Source organism: Streptomyces bathyalis, assembly GCF_015910445.1.
Taxonomy (GTDB): domain Bacteria; phylum Actinomycetota; class Actinomycetes; order Streptomycetales; family Streptomycetaceae; genus Streptomyces; species Streptomyces bathyalis.
Window position 1 is genome coordinate 3,591,405 of sequence record NZ_CP048882.1, and the last position, 16,073, is coordinate 3,607,477.

General features: G+C 70.7%; 14 protein-coding genes. 11 read left to right on the forward strand and 3 right to left on the reverse strand.

What is annotated here, in order from left to right:
• Window positions 1-158 precede the first annotated feature (158 nt).
• The 3 genes from G4Z16_RS15635 to G4Z16_RS15645 all read left to right on the forward strand — a co-directional run bounded on the left by G4Z16_RS15635 (window position 159) and on the right by G4Z16_RS15645 (window position 3,093).
• Complete coding sequence (locus tag G4Z16_RS15635; RefSeq protein ID WP_246530876.1) at window positions 159-977, forward strand: glycerophosphodiester phosphodiesterase; 819 nt, start codon at window positions 159-161, stop codon at window positions 975-977.
• Between the two features lie 240 nt (window positions 978-1,217).
• Window positions 1,218-1,742 (forward strand): ATP-binding protein, encoded by a 525-nt coding sequence (locus G4Z16_RS15640; protein WP_197354622.1) that lies wholly within the window; start codon window positions 1,218-1,220, stop codon window positions 1,740-1,742.
• A gap of 379 nt (window positions 1,743-2,121) precedes the next feature.
• Window positions 2,122-3,093: a DUF5926 family protein gene (locus G4Z16_RS15645; RefSeq protein WP_197351392.1), complete on the forward strand. Its 972-nt coding sequence runs from the start codon at window positions 2,122-2,124 to the stop codon at window positions 3,091-3,093.
• 240 nt (window positions 3,094-3,333) lie between these two features.
• Here the strand turns inward: G4Z16_RS15645 and G4Z16_RS15650 are convergent, their stop codons facing one another.
• The gene (locus G4Z16_RS15650) at window positions 3,334-3,930 is read right to left on the reverse strand and encodes a hypothetical protein (RefSeq protein ID WP_197351393.1); all 597 of its coding nucleotides are present in this window, start codon (window positions 3,928-3,930) and stop codon (window positions 3,334-3,336) included.
• A 218-nt stretch (window positions 3,931-4,148) separates the two neighbouring features.
• The gene (locus G4Z16_RS15655; RefSeq protein ID WP_197351394.1) at window positions 4,149-4,925 is read right to left on the reverse strand and encodes a bifunctional DNA primase/polymerase; all 777 of its coding nucleotides are present in this window, start codon (window positions 4,923-4,925) and stop codon (window positions 4,149-4,151) included.
• 615 nt (window positions 4,926-5,540) lie between these two features.
• Here G4Z16_RS15655 and G4Z16_RS15660 point away from each other — a divergent pair.
• The 3 genes from G4Z16_RS15660 (at window position 5,541) to G4Z16_RS15670 (ending at window position 9,826) form a co-directional block, all read left to right on the forward strand.
• Window positions 5,541-7,025: a PP2C family protein-serine/threonine phosphatase gene (locus tag G4Z16_RS15660; protein WP_246530877.1), complete on the forward strand. Its 1,485-nt coding sequence runs from the start codon at window positions 5,541-5,543 to the stop codon at window positions 7,023-7,025.
• A gap of 128 nt (window positions 7,026-7,153) precedes the next feature.
• The gene (locus tag G4Z16_RS15665) at window positions 7,154-8,596 is read left to right on the forward strand and encodes an aminopeptidase P family protein (protein ID WP_197351396.1); all 1,443 of its coding nucleotides are present in this window, start codon (window positions 7,154-7,156) and stop codon (window positions 8,594-8,596) included.
• Window positions 8,597-8,824: 228 nt separating this feature from the next.
• Complete coding sequence (locus tag G4Z16_RS15670) at window positions 8,825-9,826, forward strand: PP2C family protein-serine/threonine phosphatase (RefSeq protein WP_197354624.1); 1,002 nt, start codon at window positions 8,825-8,827, stop codon at window positions 9,824-9,826.
• Window positions 9,827-9,926: 100 nt separating this feature from the next.
• Here the strand turns inward: G4Z16_RS15670 and G4Z16_RS15675 are convergent, their stop codons facing one another.
• On the reverse strand, window positions 9,927-10,409 hold the full coding sequence (locus tag G4Z16_RS15675) for an ATP-binding protein (protein ID WP_197351397.1): 483 nt from the start codon (window positions 10,407-10,409) through the stop codon (window positions 9,927-9,929).
• 245 nt (window positions 10,410-10,654) lie between these two features.
• Between G4Z16_RS15675 and G4Z16_RS15680 the strand changes: the two genes are divergently transcribed.
• The 5 genes from G4Z16_RS15680 to G4Z16_RS15700 all read left to right on the forward strand — a co-directional run bounded on the left by G4Z16_RS15680 (window position 10,655) and on the right by G4Z16_RS15700 (window position 15,904).
• On the forward strand, window positions 10,655-11,623 hold the full coding sequence (locus G4Z16_RS15680) for a hypothetical protein (RefSeq protein ID WP_197351398.1): 969 nt from the start codon (window positions 10,655-10,657) through the stop codon (window positions 11,621-11,623).
• A gap of 109 nt (window positions 11,624-11,732) precedes the next feature.
• The gene (locus G4Z16_RS15685) at window positions 11,733-12,467 is read left to right on the forward strand and encodes a YcnI family copper-binding membrane protein (RefSeq protein WP_197351399.1); all 735 of its coding nucleotides are present in this window, start codon (window positions 11,733-11,735) and stop codon (window positions 12,465-12,467) included.
• Window positions 12,468-12,612: 145 nt separating this feature from the next.
• Window positions 12,613-13,272 carry an SCO family protein gene (locus tag G4Z16_RS15690; RefSeq protein WP_197351400.1) on the forward strand — a complete coding sequence of 220 codons (660 nt, stop codon included), beginning with the start codon at window positions 12,613-12,615 and terminating at the stop codon, window positions 13,270-13,272.
• Window positions 13,269-13,754 (forward strand): copper chaperone PCu(A)C, encoded by a 486-nt coding sequence (locus G4Z16_RS15695; protein ID WP_197351401.1) that lies wholly within the window; start codon window positions 13,269-13,271, stop codon window positions 13,752-13,754. The genes G4Z16_RS15690 and G4Z16_RS15695 overlap by 4 nt, the downstream gene beginning before the upstream one ends.
• Window positions 13,755-13,765: 11 nt before the next feature.
• The gene (locus G4Z16_RS15700; RefSeq protein WP_246530878.1) at window positions 13,766-15,904 is read left to right on the forward strand and encodes a copper resistance CopC/CopD family protein; all 2,139 of its coding nucleotides are present in this window, start codon (window positions 13,766-13,768) and stop codon (window positions 15,902-15,904) included.
• Window positions 15,905-16,073: the final 169 nt, after the last annotated feature.

Genomic DNA, 16,073 nt, shown 5'->3' on the forward strand with positions numbered 1-16,073 from the left:
ACATTCCGGCATCCGTGTGCACAGGCTTTCCCATGGTGCGTCAGACGGACGTAAGACGCCGCCCGAGCCGGGGAAGCCGTCCCTTACATGCGGACATTCCGGTTGCCTCCCGAGGCAGACCCCGACGTTCGCCCCTGCCCGGGTGGCACGATAACCCGGTGAGCAATGACATCAGCCCCGGGTCTCGGCTCTCCCCCTCGCGCCCGGTCGCCGTCATCGCGCACCGGGGTGCGTCGGAGGCGGCTCCCGAACACACGCTTGCCGCCTACCGCAAGGCGATCGAGGCCGGTGCCGACGCCCTGGAATGCGATGTGCGGCTCACGGCTGACGGGCATCTCGTCTGCGTGCACGACCGCAGGGTCAACCGCACCTCCAACGGGAAGGGCGCCGTCTCCGCCCTGGAGCTCGCCGATCTGGCGGCCCTGGACTTCGGCTCGTGGAAGAAGGAGGGCAAGGACGAGGACCCGTACGAGTCACCGGACCAGGAGGCCAGTGACCGTACGTCCGTGCTGACCCTGGAGCGCCTGCTCCAGCTGGTGGCCGACGCCCCGCAGCCGGTCGGCCTGGCCATCGAGACCAAGCACCCCTCGCGCTGGGCCGGTCAGGTGGAGACCCGGCTGCTGCAGCTGCTGGAGAGGTACCGGCACGTCGTCCCGTCCGTCCGCGTCATGAGCTTCTCCGCGCGCTCCCTGCACCGCATACGGTCCGTCGCACCGCACATCCCGACCGTCTACCTGATGCAGCTGCTGCTCCCGCGGCACCGGGACGGACGGCTGCCGCCCGGTGTCGCGATCGCCGGGCCGAGCCTGCGCATCCTGCGTGCCCACCCCGAGTACGTGGAGCGTGCCCACCGGCTGGGGAACGAGGTGCACGTGTGGACGGTGAACGAGCCCGAGGACGTCGAGCTGTGCGTACGCCTCGGCGTGGACGCCGTGATCACTAACCGGCCACAGGAAGTGCTCTCACAACTGCGCTGAGGTACCGAATTGTCGTCGTGGTGTTACGTGCGACACACGGCGCGCGATCCGGCGGGGGTCCCGCACGGCCCAATTCGCCCTCTTTCCATGCCTCTTACCTGCGGTGCACCGGTCATTCTTCCTGTATTCGATCCCACGGAATGCGTCAAGCAGCCCTGCGTGGCCGGTTTCCGCCAGACGTTCGGTGGGCATTCATCGAATTGGCGTGGGGCAAAGGAGGTCTCGGGGGTGGCGTTGGTTATGGCACAGAACGTGCCTGCTTCGTCGACGATGGCCGTGCCTCACGGCCCAGCCGGAGTAGGGGCCGCACGACGCAGGATGCGCGCCGACCTGCTCGCCAGCGGAGCTGCGGAATCCGTCGTCGACGACGCGGTTCTGGTCCTCTCCGAACTGCTCAGCAACGCCTGCCGGCATGCGAGGCCGCTGAGCCAGGACGATTCCGTGCGGGCCAGCTGGAACCACGGCGGCGACGGTGACTTGACGATTTCCGTCACCGACGGCGGTGGTCCCACACGGCCCCTTCCCTCCACCCCTTCGGTCAGTGCACGAGGCGGCCGCGGTCTGGCCATCATCGGTGCTCTCGCACGTGATTGGGGTGTGCGGGAGGAACGGCACGAATTCAGGGGCGGAATACGGCAGTCGGAGCCCGAACCGTCGAGGGGTGTCACCGTCTGGGTGGTGCTGGCGGCCGGTTCCGGCGTCCGGCAGCGTCTGGTGGCGGACAACCTGGCATTCGACATGGCGGCGGCCGACGAGGTGCGCTGAGGCGGGAACGCCAGGAACGCCGGGAAACGAAGGCACGGGTTCGGCGCACGACGACCCTGCCGCGCCTCGTCGCGTCCCGTCGCCCCGCCGTGCCCGCGCCCCGGCGCACGCGGCGCCGACACGCGGAACGCCTTACGCACAGGGGCTCACCGGCTAGGCTCGCGGCGACAGTTGGCGCACGTTCCCCTCGCGGGCAGGCCCTGGTCGCCCGCCCCCGACCCGCGGTCCGGGCGCACAACGCACGCCGGCGCAACGCGCATCGAGCGCCGACAGCACACGAGCAGACCGACGAGACCGAGCAAGGACACCGGCTGCCGAACGGTCCCGCACCGGACCCGACGCAGACCCTCCCGACCGCAGACCTGGAGAACCGCACGCCATGGCCAAGAAGCGCCGCCCCCAGTCCAAGGCGACAGCACCGCAACTCGTCGACGGGGAGGTCCCCGTCGTCGGCGCGCGCGAGCCCTGCCCCTGCGGTTCAGGGCGCCGCTACAAGGCGTGCCACGGACGGGCCGCCTCGCATGCCGTCACGGAACTGGTGCAGCGCCCCTTCGAAGGCCTGACGGGAGAGCCGGACTGGATCGCGCTGCGTGAACTCGTGCCCGCCGCCACGGCGCCGCTCACGCTCAAGGGCGGGCTGCCCGAGGGCGTTCCCGCCGTGACACTCGCGACGGTGCTGCCGATGGCCTGGCCCGCGCTGCGCCGGGACAACGGCGAGGTGCTGCTGGGCCTGCAGAACGACACCTCTTCGGGGGACATCAGCCGCGACCTGGCGGACACCCTCACCCGCGCCTTCGAGACCGAACCCGGCTCTCCCGTCGACGCGGGACGGCCGGCACCGGACGGCCCGCGGCTGCAGGATCTGCTCGATCCGAAGGCCCCTTTCGAGCCGGAGGTGCACAGCGGCTTCGAGTTCTGGCTGGGGGACGGCAGCGACAGCGCGACGGGTGAGGTCGCCGCGTCCCTGGAGCGGGCCAATTCAGCCGCGATCCCGACGGCCCGCCTGTCGGTGGCCGATGGCGCGTACTGGTGCGAGACGCCCGAGAAGAATCATCTGCGGTGGGTGATGACGCACCCGGAGGAGAAGCTGCTCGACGCGCTGGCACGTCTGCACGCCGCGGGCGCCTCCTCGCTCGGTGACGACACCCGCCTCGTGGGCTCCTTCCGCGCTCACGGCCTGATGGTGCCCGTATGGGACCTGCCGACCGGCATGACCTCGGAGGACTGCGAGAAGCCCGCCGCGGGGTTCAACGAGCGGCTGTCGGAGGCACTCTCCAGCGGCACGGCACTGACGGCGGACGAGCGGCGCGCACGCAGTGGTCTCATGAACCGGCAGATCACTCTGAGTTGACGGAGTAGACCGTTCCGCAAGGAGTCGAGGGAGAAAGTGTGACGTGACACCAGTCACAGCTGGCTCGTGAATGCGCATACCGGCAGGTAAATCAACGTCCGGATCTGCGCGATCGAATTTGCTAACGGCGGATCTCTTGTTACCTTTCTAGGAGCCCGGTCGCTGGTGCATCCCCCGTCGCCAGCGACCGGGTTCTTGCATGTGCGGGTGCGGCGCGGACGCCCCGCGTCCCCAACTCGCTCAGCGGGCAAGGGAGTTGCTCGCCGAGCGCAGCAACATCCGGTCCCCGCCGGCGGAGCCCGCCTCGGCGATCGCCGCGTACGGACGGCCGCCCGCACGGATCCGCTCCCGAGGCGTCTCGCACACATCCGAACGTCCTCCCGCAGGCATGGCGCAGTCTGCGCTCAGAGCGCTCCCGTCGGGACGCGTGAGCGTGAGCGCGGCCCTCAGCGGCAAACCGGTGGCGTTCCGGTAGTACGTCCGCGCCCACTTCCGGCCGCCTTCCGACATGACGCAGGTCTGCGCCGACAGCCCTTCCGGAGTGCTGAGTTCGGGCCCGCACGACTCGGCCGCCCCGCCCACGCGCTTCCCGTCCGCGGCCTCGCCCTCCACGGACTCACCGGAGCGGGCGCCGTGCGCCGTGCCTCCCCCGGCCACCGGACCGTGCGACGTGGAGGGGGCGGGCGCGGCCACCGCCGGGCCATCATCCGGAGCGGCGGCGGGCCCCGCCGTGGCCGCCGCGATGGGCAGCGCCACGGCGAGCACAACCGTGCAGGCGAGTGTGATCAGGGAAAAGCGCGACGCCGACGCAAGGCAACGCGGCTGCTGCTGAAGCATGGGGGAGGGCTCACTGCCGGGAGAGGGCGGACCGGTGCCAGGCCGGGATGGGCCTGCGCGCACCGGAGACGGTGAGGCGAACATATCGGGCGGAGGAGGCCCGCTCCCCCGCGCGAGCGTCCATTCCCCGTACAGCGCCTGCCAGTTCGTACCCGTACGAGTGACGCGGAGCGGCCGCCTCGCACCGCGCTGGAGCGGGCAGTGCGGCCGGCCCGGTCTCAATACGTAAGGCTCGTCCCCGAATCGGGCGCCGTGGCGCTCGCCTCGACGAGGACGTCGAGCACGCTCTCCATGCGGGGCAGAAACGGAGCCGCGGTCGTGAGACCACCACGGCGCGCGCCGCGCGAGGCGGCGCGCACGGCGCCCCTCCTGGGCTTGCGGCCCGCGTCGTCCTGCGCGTCCGCCGCCACGGGCTCCCGCTCCCAGCGCACACGGCCCGCGCCCGTGTGTGAGGGCGGCAGCGCGATGTAGCCGCCCTCGCCGTGGAACCGCAGCGAACTCGGCACCCAGTCATGGGCGTAGAGGCGCTCGCCGAGCTCCGCAAGGCCGTACGGGGCGACGAGAAGTGTGAAGCGCGTGGGCGTCGCGACGACCGGCCCGAGCCGCTGCCCGCGCCGGTCGAGCTCGGCGAGCGCGCGGGCGCCCGCGATCGCCGGCAGGCTGAGCGCGGAGGGCGCACGGCCGCCGGTGGCCAGAATCAGCGGTGCGGCGGGCCTGTTGGTCCACCACCAGTGGATCATCCGAGGATCCGTCGTCGCGGCCAGGAGCACCGGGTCGAAGGGGTGCGCGCCGGGTACGACACAGTCGGCATCAGGACACGAGCAGACCGCGGTGAGCGGCCGTTTGGAATGGTTCGCACCGCTGGGGGACGGGGACGAAGGAGGGGTAAGGGTCGCTCCGGGCAGTACGGGCCACTCCCAGTGGGTGGCACAGTGCAGCGCCGCGTTGCGCAGCGATGACCGGTTCATGCGTCGCCTTCCGAGGATCTCGCGCATATGCGCTCGTTCCTTTCCGTGAACGCCAACAGATCGTCCCGACAGAGATCGTTCAGCCCATCACAACACGTCTCTCACTACTCACTGCGCGTAAGAAAACCGCTGGTCATACCGTAAGCCGAGCCTGAAACACGGTGGTGGGCCACGCAACGTCCGAGCTCGTGCGCCCTGCCGCCACCTGTGCTGGTGCCCTTGAAACCGCTTGGTATTGCGCCTGTGCCGGCCGTGCTGTCCGTGCGTGTCCGCCGAACCGGAAAGGGGGAGGCCACTGCCTCATGAGACGCGCTGCTCCCTCACCGGGTTCCGTACCCGCAACAGCTGTGCCGATGCTCCGGCCTGCACTTCCTCATCGTCGTGGAAGCGAGCAGATGTGCGGGGCTGCTCCAGTCGACAGCAAATGCCGTCTCTCAGAGGCGATTTTACGCCAACCTCCTGCAACCGCGGCCCGCCCCCCTTAAGTCAACAACAGCACACGGACACCATTCGTAGTGCAAGGCTGATGCTGGACATCCTGTTACCGCTACGTGTACATCTTGTGCATTGGCAGCGGAGCAGCGTGACATGGGGGTTTGCGATGCAATGCAGAGAGAGGAACCAAGGCGGGAGAACGCTCCCATGAGCGCCCCGCACCGGTCGAAAGTGGCCGGATTCAAACCCGTGATCTCCCCGCCACAGCAAACTGCGCCCCCCGCTTCCGACGCGTCCTCGGAGCAGCTCGCCGCTGTCCACGACCGGTTGGCCAGCTGGGTCACGGATCTGACGACCCTTCAGGAACTCGCTGAACGGCTGTCCGGCACCGCCACGCTCGACGACGCACTGCGCGAGACGCTGCGCGCGGGAGCGACCCTCGTCGGGGCCCAGCGCGGGCTCGTCGCGCTCGAACCCGCCGACAGCGAAAGCCCGGAGCGCACCATCGGCCTCGGGCTCGGGCGTGCCGACATCGGCGAGCTGGAGACCGTGCCGCGCAATTCGTCCTCGTACGCGAGGATCCTGGACGGACTCCCTTCCGTGCCGGAGCCGACCGACGGCATCCGTGCGCGCGACGCGGGCACCGCCCCCGACGAGGACAGCGACCTCGTCCCCGGCAGGGGTGAGTACAGGGGCTACCCCGAGATCACCCACCCCGACATCGCCACCGACGACACCCTCGACCCACGTCACCGGGAGGTCGCCGCCCGCCTCGGCTACGCCGCCAGCTACGCGACGCGCATCGCCACCTCGGACACCCCCCGCATCGGCGCCGCCGTCTGGCTCTACGACGAACCCGCCGAACCGACCGCCCGCCAGCGCCATCTGCTCGGCCTCTACCTCCGCTGCGCCAGCGAGCAGATCGCCCGGCACCTCGAACTCGCCCGCACGCGTGCGGATCTGACGGCGCTGCGCGAGGGCCTGCTGCCGAGCAGACTCCCTCGGGTTCCAGGCGTCACGATGGCCGTGCGGCACCTGACCGGCCCACGCGGCGGAGGCGACTGGTACGACGCGCTGCCGCTGCCCGAGGGAGCCCTGGGGCTCTCCGTCGGCGGCGTCACGGGCAGCGGCCCCGGCACGGTCGCGGCGATGGGGCGCCTGCGCGCGTCTCTACGCGCGTACGCCGTGATGGAGGGCGAGGACCCTGTCGCCGTCCTCTCCGACCTGGAGCTGCTGCTTCGCCTGACGGAACCCGCGCGTTCGGCCACGGCGCTCTTCGCCTACGCCGAGCCGTCGGTGCGCCGGATCCTGCTGGCCGGCGCCGGCCACTGCCCGCCGCTGATCGTCGGGGAGCACCGCACCGAGTACGTCGAGACGACGCTCTCCGCGCCGCTGGGAATGCTGGCCTGCTGGGAGGCGCCGAGCGTCGAGCTGTCGCTGTACGAAGGAGAAACGCTGCTTCTCTACAGCGACGGGCTGCTGCACCGCACCGGCGAGGAGATGGACCGGGCCTTCGCCCGGCTGCACTCCGCCGCCGCGTGCGCGCCGCTCGCCGCGCGGTCCGATCCCGAGGCCCTCGTCGACCACGTGCTGCGCACGGCCCTCCCCGCCGGTGAGGCGTCGGGCTCCGGACAGCCGGCCCACCCGGGCAGCGAGGCCGAGGACGTCGTCCTGCTCGCCGCACGCTTCTGAGGCGGGGCCCGCACCGTCGCCGGGTGCCTCCCCCGGCCACGGCCTCAGGCCCCGTTGACCAGCTTCCGCGCGCCCTCGGGCCCCCATACGATGGAAAGCGGTCGAAACACCGGAATCAGGAGGCAGACGTGGCGGAATCCGCCGACGAGCAGCCGATCAAGCAGCGGAAGAACGGCCTCTACCCGGCCGTTTCCGACGAGCTCGCCGAGAACATGAAGACCGGCTGGGCCGACACCGAGCTGCGCGGACTCGAGCCCGTCCCACAGGCGGGGCACACGGCGGACCGGCGTGCCCGCCTCTCCGCCCGCTTCCCCGGCGAACGGCTGGTGGTGCCCGCGGGCAACCTCAAGACCCGCTCCAACGACACCGAGTACCGCTTCCGTGCGTCCGTCGAGTACGCATACCTCACCGGGGACCAGACGGATGACGGTGTGCTCGTCATGGAGCCGGACCCGGCGGGCAGCGGACACCAGTCCACGCTCTACCTGCTGCCGCGTTCGAACCGTGAGAACGGCGAGTTCTGGCTCAACGGCGAGGGCGAGCTGTGGGTCGGCCGGCGCTACAGCCTCAGCGAGGCACAGCAGTTGTACGGGATCCAGTGCGCGGATGTCCGCGAGGTCGCCGCGGATCTGCGCGCGGCCACGGGCCCGGTGCGTGTGGTGCGCGGGTACGACGCGTCGGTGGAGCAGGCGCTCACCGACAAGGTCACCGCCGAGCAGGACAACGAGTTCCAGGTCTTCCTCTCCGAAATGCGCCTGGTGAAGGACGAGTTCGAGATCGGCGAGATGGAGAAGGCCTGCGCGTCGACGGTGCGCGGCTTCGAGGACGTCGTGAGGGTGCTGGACAAGGCGGAGGCCACGTCCGAGCGCTACATCGAGGGCACGTTCTTCCTTCGCGCCCGCGTCGAGGGCAACGACGTCGGCTACGGGTCGATCTGCGCCGCGGGCCCGCACGCCACCACGCTGCACTGGGTGCGCAACGACGGCGCCGTCCGCTCCGGCGAACTGCTGCTGCTGGACGCCGGAGTCGAGACGCACACGCTCTACACCGCCGACGTCACGCGGACGCTTCCGATCGACGGCAGGTTCACGCCGCTCCAGCGGAAGATCTACGACGCTGTCCACGAGGCTCAGGAAGCGGGCATCGCCGCCGTCAAACCCGGCGCGAAGTACCTCGACTTCCACCTCGCCGCGCAGCGCGTCCTCGCCACGAAGCTCGTCGAGTGGGGCCTACTGGACGGGCCCGTCGAGCGCGTCCTCGAATTGGGCCTCCAGCGCCGCTGGACGCTGCACGGCACGGGCCACATGCTCGGCCTGGACGTGCACGACTGCGCCACCGCGCGCCGCGAGAGCTACGCCGAGGGCACGCTGGAGCCGGGCATGTGCCTGACCGTCGAGCCCGGACTGTACTTCCAGCCCGACGACTTGACAGTGCCGGAGGAATACCGCGGAATCGGTGTACGCATCGAGGACGACATCCTCGTCACCGCGGACGGCAACCGGAACCTCTCGGAGGGACTGCCGCGCAGCAGCTCAGACGTGGAGTCCTGGATGGCGGACCTCAAGGGCTGACTCCCGCCGGGCCGGGCCCGCCGGGGCCGCACAGCGGTTCCGGAGGCCCGGCGAGGCAACGGGTACAACCGTTTCCGTACACGGATAGTCACATAGCGGGTCCGGAACCGGGATCGCGTGCCTAATCTTGCACGTGTCCGGCATCCGTCGCCGACGGGGGGAGGAGAGCTCAGGGTGTTCACGCTTCGGTTCCGGCCCCGGCTGCTGGCCGCGCTCCCCTTCATCGCCATGGGCATCGTCGCGCTCGTCGATGTCGTGGCCGGTCCTGCGGTCGGCTTCCTGCCGATGATGGCGCTGGGTCCGGCGTTCGCGGGCCTCATCGGGAACGTGCGCCGCAGCGTGGTGATCGGTGCGGTCGCACTGGTCCTGTCGCTGGTGCTGAGCATCTACAACTCCCAGGTGGACGACCGCCGCGGCTACACGACCCTCATCTCCGTCGCGGGCGTCGCCGTCGCCGGTGTCGCCGCGACGTCGATGCGCAAGCGGCGCGAGGCCGAACTGGCCAGCGTGCGCTCCATCGCGGAGGCCGCGCAGCGCGTACTTCTGCGCCCCGTACCGCGCAACGCCGGACAGCTGCGCGCCGCCGTGTCCTACACCTCGGCGATGGCCGACGCCCGTATCGGCGGTGACCTGTACGAGATGGTGACCTCGCCGACGGGCGTGCGGGTCATAGTCGGCGACGTCCAGGGCAAGGGCCTCGAGGCCGTGGAGACGGCGGCCGTCGTGGTCGGCGCCTTCCGCGAGGCCGCGTTCGACGAACCGGACCTGATGGCGGTCGGCAAGCGCCTGGAGAGAGCGCTCGCCAGGCATCTGCTCGGCGAGAAGTTCGTGACCGCCGTCCTTGCCGAGGTGCGGGAGCGGGACGGCGCCACACTCCTCAACTTCGGCCATCCGGCGCCGCTGATGATCCGCCCCGACGGCTCCGTCGACTACGCCGAGCCCCCGGAACGTGCCATGCCGCTGGGGCTGGACCTCGAGGACGGCCCGGCGCCGGTGCCGCACCAGGTGCCGTTCGTCCCCGGTGACCAGATGCTTTTCTACACAGACGGCGTGAGCGAGGCGCGCGACCGCGCCAACCGCTTCTACCCGCTCGAGGAACGCGGCGACCTGCTCAAGGACCCCGATCCGGACGCGGCGCTGACGGCCGTGCGACTGGACCTCGCGGATCACATCGGCGGCCCGCCGCACGACGACGCGGCGATGCTGCTGCTGCGCTACCGGGGCCAGTAGCGCGGCCCGCGCGTTCGGTCGCGGGACGCTGCTGAGTCAGGTCCCGGTCCCGGGCCACCTGCCCTCACCACGCCACGAGACCTCACCGCGCCACGAGACCTCACCCCGCCGCGAGCAGCCGGTCTCCGCCGCTCTCGGCCGCACGGCTGCCGCTTCCCGGTCCGCCGTCCCCGTGCTGCCACTTGAGGGTCCTGTCGAAGGTGACGACGGCTCCCTTGCGGCCCGGACGGTTCCGTACCCGGACATGGTCGGCGAGCGACTCGATCAGGAACAGGCCGCGTCCGCTCTCGGCGTCCAGGGGCACGCTGGGCGACAGCGCGGACGTGTGGAAGCCGGGGCCGGAATCCGCGACCTCGATGCGGCAACGGTCGCCGTCGAGGTAGGTGGTGACGCAGTACGCGTCCGAGTGTTCGCCCCGGCCGTGCTCGACGGCGTTCGCACACGCCTCGGAGAGCGCGATCGACAATTCGAACGAGACCTCGCTGTCCACCCCGGCGCTGTCCATGGCATCAAGCAGCAGCCGCCGGGCGAGCGGCACGCTGGCAGCTTCGCGCCTCAATTGGAGACACCACCACATGCTCATGCTCAACCCTCCACAGGCCGAGGCTCGACGGTCGGCACCCGAAGGGGCCAGCCCGGCCATGCGCATACGTATTGCCGGTTGTGGGGGCAGTACGCACCCGTGTCTGCTCAACCCGTCCGTTCGGAGGACGCGACACCGTCCGGCTGAGCCGCCCTTCTCCTGCGTACGGACGGAAGACGCACGATTCCGGGCGTTTCGACCCCCGGAGGATGCGGGGCCGGTGACGGTGAGATGATGACGCCGCCATGACTGCCGGGGCGGATCTCAGACTCGCACGGGCCGCGGTGTTCACCGCGGTCTGCGTGACGTTGTCCGCGGCCGGTCACTCACTCACGGGCGGCCACAGCATGCCGCTGTGGTCGCTGGGTCTCGGCTTCGCGGTCGTCTTCGCGGTGGCGGCGCCACTGGCGGGGCGGGAGCGGTCGCTTCCGGGGATAGCCGCGCTGCTCGCGGCAGGCCAGATCGTGCTCCACACCCTGTTCGCCTGTGGACGCCAGGTCACCGGGGCCGCCGCGACGCCCTCGGGCTCGCAGCACGGGGCCCACGCGGGCGGCCGGGGAACCGAGTTGCGGAGCCTCGCCGCACGGCTGCTGTGCAACGAGCAGTCCCCGGGACGCATGAGCGATGCGCGGGCGCGCCAAGTCGTCTCCGACGCCGGGCTCGACGCCGGGCGGCTCGGCGGTCATGCGGGGCACGCAGGTCATGCAGGTCATGCAGGTCATTCGGGGAACGCCGGGCACGGGTCCCACGGGGGCTTCACCCAGCACGCCACCCACGCCGGGCAGGCCGGTCACGCGGGGCACGAGGCGGCCGGCAGCGCCGCGGCCTCGGCCGACACCCCGCTGGAGTGCCTGCGCACCGCCGCTCACGCCGCCGTGAGCCTGATGGACGGCCCGATGCTCCTGGGCCACGTCCTCGCCGCCCTCGCGCTCGGCTGGTTCCTGCACCGCGGAGAGGCCGCGCTGTGGCGGCTGGTCCGGCTCTCGGCCCGCACCGCGCGCAAGGCAGTCCGGCACGTGAGGGCAACACTCGGCGCCGCGCTCGCCCATGTACGGGACCGGCGCAGCGGTCTGATCCCGCAGATGCCGGCGCGTACCGGCTTCCTGGACGCACACCGGCACGGCACGGCTCGTTCCGTGCTGCTCCAGCACTCGGTCAACAGGCGTGGTCCGCCGCACGGGACGCAGCAGGAGAGCTTCGCACTCGCGGCCTGACGCACGGCGCCCCAAGGACGGAACGACGGCGTGCGCGCTCGCCGCGCACCCAGTCATGTGCTCGATACATCCGTCATGCGTTCCGTCCTGTCATTCAGGAGCAACCACCATGCAGACCAGTACGCGCCGCCGCCTGACCGCGGCCGGCGCCCTCGCAGCCACATCCGTACTCCTGTGCGCGGGGCCCGCCTTCGCGCATGTGTCCGTCGACCCCGAGTCCGCCGCGCAGGGCGACTACAGCGTTGTGAACTTCAAGGTTCCCAACGAGCGCGACGACGCCTCGACGACGAAGCTCGAGGTCAACCTTCCCAAGGAGCACCCGCTCGCGTCCGTGATGCCGCAGCCGGTGCCCGGCTGGGACGTCAAGGTCACCAAGTCCAAGCTGGACAAGCCGATCGAGGTGCACGGCGAGAAGATCGACGAGGCCGTCACCAAGATCACTTGGACCGGCGGCGAGGTGAAGAAGGGCGAGTTCCAGCAGTTCCCGGTCTCCATGGGCGAACTGCCCGAGGACACCGACGAGCTCGTCTTCAAGGCTCTCCAGACCTACGACGACGACCAGGTCGTGCGCTGGATCGAGGAGACCGAGGAGGGTCAGCCCGAGCCTGAGAACCCGGCTCCGGTGCTGAAGCTGACGCCGGCGGCGGCCGGCCACTCCGACGCCAAGGGCGGCGACGCCGCAAGCTCGGAGAACGCCTCGGCGGAGAGCGGCGCCTCGGACGACGCCTCCAAGGCAGGCGCGGGAACGGACAACACGGCTCGCGTGCTCGGCATCGTCGGCATCATCGCCGGAATCGCGGGCGTCGCCTTCGGCGTGCTCGCCGGACGGCGCCGCAGCTCCTAGCCGGACCGGTGCGGGCGCCCGTATCCACGCGGTACGGGCGCCCGCCTCCCCGGTCGCCCGGTCCGCGCGGCGAGCCCCGGAGCGGGGCCGCGGCCGTGCGGTGTCAGCGCTGCGAAGCAGCGACAAGTCAGAAAGTCAGTGCTCTATGCGTAACACCACAACCATCGGCGCCGCGGCGCTCGCCCTCGCGGGCGTCCTCGCCCTGGCGGGATGCGGCAGCGGCGGCAACGAAGGCGGCAGCGACAAGGCCGTCGCCTCGGGCGCGCCGCAGAAGAAGGGCGGAGTCGTACTCGACCAGCCCTTCGAGAAGCCGGACCTCACCCTGACCGACACCAAGGGCGAGGAGTACGACCTGATCGAGGAGACCAAGGGCAAGCCGGTGCTGCTGTACTTCGGCTACACCCACTGCCCGGACATCTGCCCGCTGACGATGAGCAACATCGCCGTGGCCAGGTCCAAGCTGACGGCGGAGCAGAAGAAGAAGCTGAAGGTCGTCTTCGTCACCTCCGACCCCAAGCGGGACAACCCGAAGGAGCTGGGCAGCTGGCTGCGCGGCCAGGACCCCTCCTTCACCGGCCTGACGGGCGACTTCGACACCATCCAGGCGGGCGCGCGCACGGTCGGCGTCAGCATCGAGCCGTCCTACAAGAAGAAGAACGGGGACGTCGTCTCCACGCACGGCGCGCAGCTCCTCGCCTTCTCCCCCAAGGACGACAAGGCGCACGTCATCTACACGGAGGGCAACTCCACTCCGCAGATCCTGAAGAAGGAACTCCCCGACATCATCAAGGGGGAGAACCCGTGACACGCACTTCCCGCGTACGGCGCTTCGCGACCTTGCTGCCTCTCGCGACGGGACTGCTCGTGATCAGCGCGTGCGGTTCCGGTCAGGAGCCGGCTTCCGATTCCGGGGGCTCCAGGCCGAAGCTGTCGGTGAGCGGCGCCTACATGCCGCAGCCGGTCATGAAGGACATGGCGGGCGGCTTCCTCACCGTGAAGAACACGGGCGGAGCCCCCGACAAGCTGACCTCCGTCAAGAGCGGCGCCTTCGGCGAGGCGCAGCTCCACAGGACCTCCGATCAGCAGATGCAGCACGTGAAGTCGCTGAAGGTGCCCGCGAACGGAACCCTCCGGCTGAGCCGGGGCGGAAACCACATCATGTTCCTCAATCCGGAGCGCAAACCGGTGAAGGGCGAGAAGGTGCGGGTGACGCTCCACTTCAGCAAGTCCGGCGACATCAAGGTCTCGATGCCGGTCGAGGCGACGAACTTCGTACCGAAGAAATGAGGGACTGCCCCGTGCCGCTCACCACCAGGCGTCCCCGCCCGCGTCCGCGCGCCGCCGGGCGCCGCGCCACACCCGCCGCGATGCTCCTCGCGCTGCTGGGCACGACGCTGTGCGCGCTGCTCACGGTGGTCGGTTCCGCCGCCCCGGCCGCGGCCCACGCGGTGCAGACCGACAGCACACCGGCGGAGGGCCGGGTGGTGAGCAGCGCGCCCAAGCAGGTCACGGTGACCTTCTCCGAGGGCGTCTCGATGTCGGACGGGTCGATACGTGTGCTCGGCCCGGACGGCAAGCGCCTCGACACCGACAAGGTCAGCGATGTGCCCGGCAAGGCGAACACGCATTCCGTCGACCTGAAGCCCGACGGCCCGAAGGGCACCTACACCGTGGCGTGGAAGGCCGTCTCGGACGACAGCCACCCCGTCGCGGGAGCGTTCACCTTCTCCGTCGGCCATACGTCGGCGACCTCGGCGAACATCGCGGACGAGGGCCAGGCGACGGGCGGCGGACCGGTCGGGATGCTCTACCAGGTGGGCCGTTACGCCGCCTACGCGGGCTTCGTCCTGCTCGTGGGCGGAGCCGCGTTCGTCCTGCTGTGCAGGCCGGAGAGCGCCGCGGTCCGGCGGCTCCAACGGCTCGTGGTGACGGGGTGGCTGACGATCACCGGCGCCACCCTGCTGATGCTGCTGCTGCGCAACGCCTATACGAGCACCGGAGAGCTGGGCGAGGTCTTCGATCTCGGCGGCCTGCAGGACGCGCTCGGTTCGAAGCCCGGAGCCGCCCTCGCCGCCAGGCTGCTGCTCCTGGGAACGGCGGCAGTGATCATCTCGGTGCTCTTCGGCTCGTACGCCGGCGACCGGGACGAGCGTGCGGAAGAGCGGGCGGCGGAACGGCCCGACGCCGAAGTCGCCGACGGCGGCACGACGTCCGGCGTGAAGCGCGAGGCCGGGTCCGAGGAGAAGCGCGAGGACGGGAGCGGGGCGGAGGACGGGGAGACCCGCGGCCGTGACGTCGCCCTGGGGCTCACCCTCGGAGGCGGCGTCGTCGCCGTCGGGCTCGCGGCGACATGGGCCATCGCCGAGCACGCGTCCACGGGTCTGCAGCCGCAGATCGCGATGCCCGTCGACGTCGTCCATCTGCTGGCGGTCGCCACATGGCTGGGCGGGCTGGCCGCCCTGCTGACGGTCCTGCACCGGGGGCCGTCCCCCGAGCGCGTCGTCGTGCAGCGCTTCTCGCGGGTCGCATTCGGCAGCGTGCTGGTGCTCGCGGTGACCGGGCTGTACCAGTCCTGGCGGCAGCTCGGCACGTTCACCGCGCTCACGGGTACCTCGTACGGGCGGATTCTGCTGGCGAAGGTGGGCCTCGTCGTCCTGCTCATCGGTCTCGCATACGTCTCCCGGCAGTGGACGTCACGGCTGGGTGAGGTGCGCCGGGACGCGGGCGCCGACGCCGAGGCCGGCGAGGACGCCGCCGCACGGGAGAAGGCACCGGCAACCGTCGGCGCGGCAGTCGGCGCAGCCGCCGGCGAACAGGCCGAAGGCACCGCCGGCACCACGGGATCCACCGCCCGGACTGCCCAACTCGCCCGTCAGCGCGCGGCCGTGGCCCGCGAGAACCGCAGGAAGGCCCGCGAATCCGACCCCGAGCGTGCCGGGCTGCGCCGCTCCGTACTCGCCGAAGCCACCGTCGCGGTCGTGCTGCTCGTCGTGGCCACGGCCCTGGCCGGAACCGAACCGGGCCGCACGGAAGAACTCACGAAGGCGGGCGGCGCCCCGGGCGCAGGCACCGGTCAGGTGCGGGAGGGCCTCACCATCAAGCAGAAGATCCCGTTCGACACCGGTGGCCGGAACGGCAAGGGCACTGCCCTGCTGTGGATCACACCCGGTCAGGCGGGCGGCAACTCACTGCGGATCATGACGAGGGACGCGGACGGGAAGCAGTTGCCCACCGAAGAGGTGAAGGCCTCGCTCACCCTCCCCGAACAGGATCTCGGCCCGTTCAAGGTCGAGTTCGAGAGGATCAACGAGGCGAAGGGCCGCTGGCGTTCGGAGACGGTCCAACTCCCGGTGGCGGGACGGTGGAAGGCCTCCGTCACCATCCGCACCTCGGACATCGACCAGGTCACCGAGAGCAAGACCATCCAGATCGACTGACCCGGGAAACCGGCGTCGGAGACGAACCACACATCCGCAAATGGGCGAACCTTGTGAATGCGGGGACGTTGCCAGAGATATAGCTGAACAGCAGCAGGACGACGTACGAGCGCCGGCACCGCTCGGAAGAAGCAGGTGCATGCATGAACCGGCGGCGCCGTGCACGCCC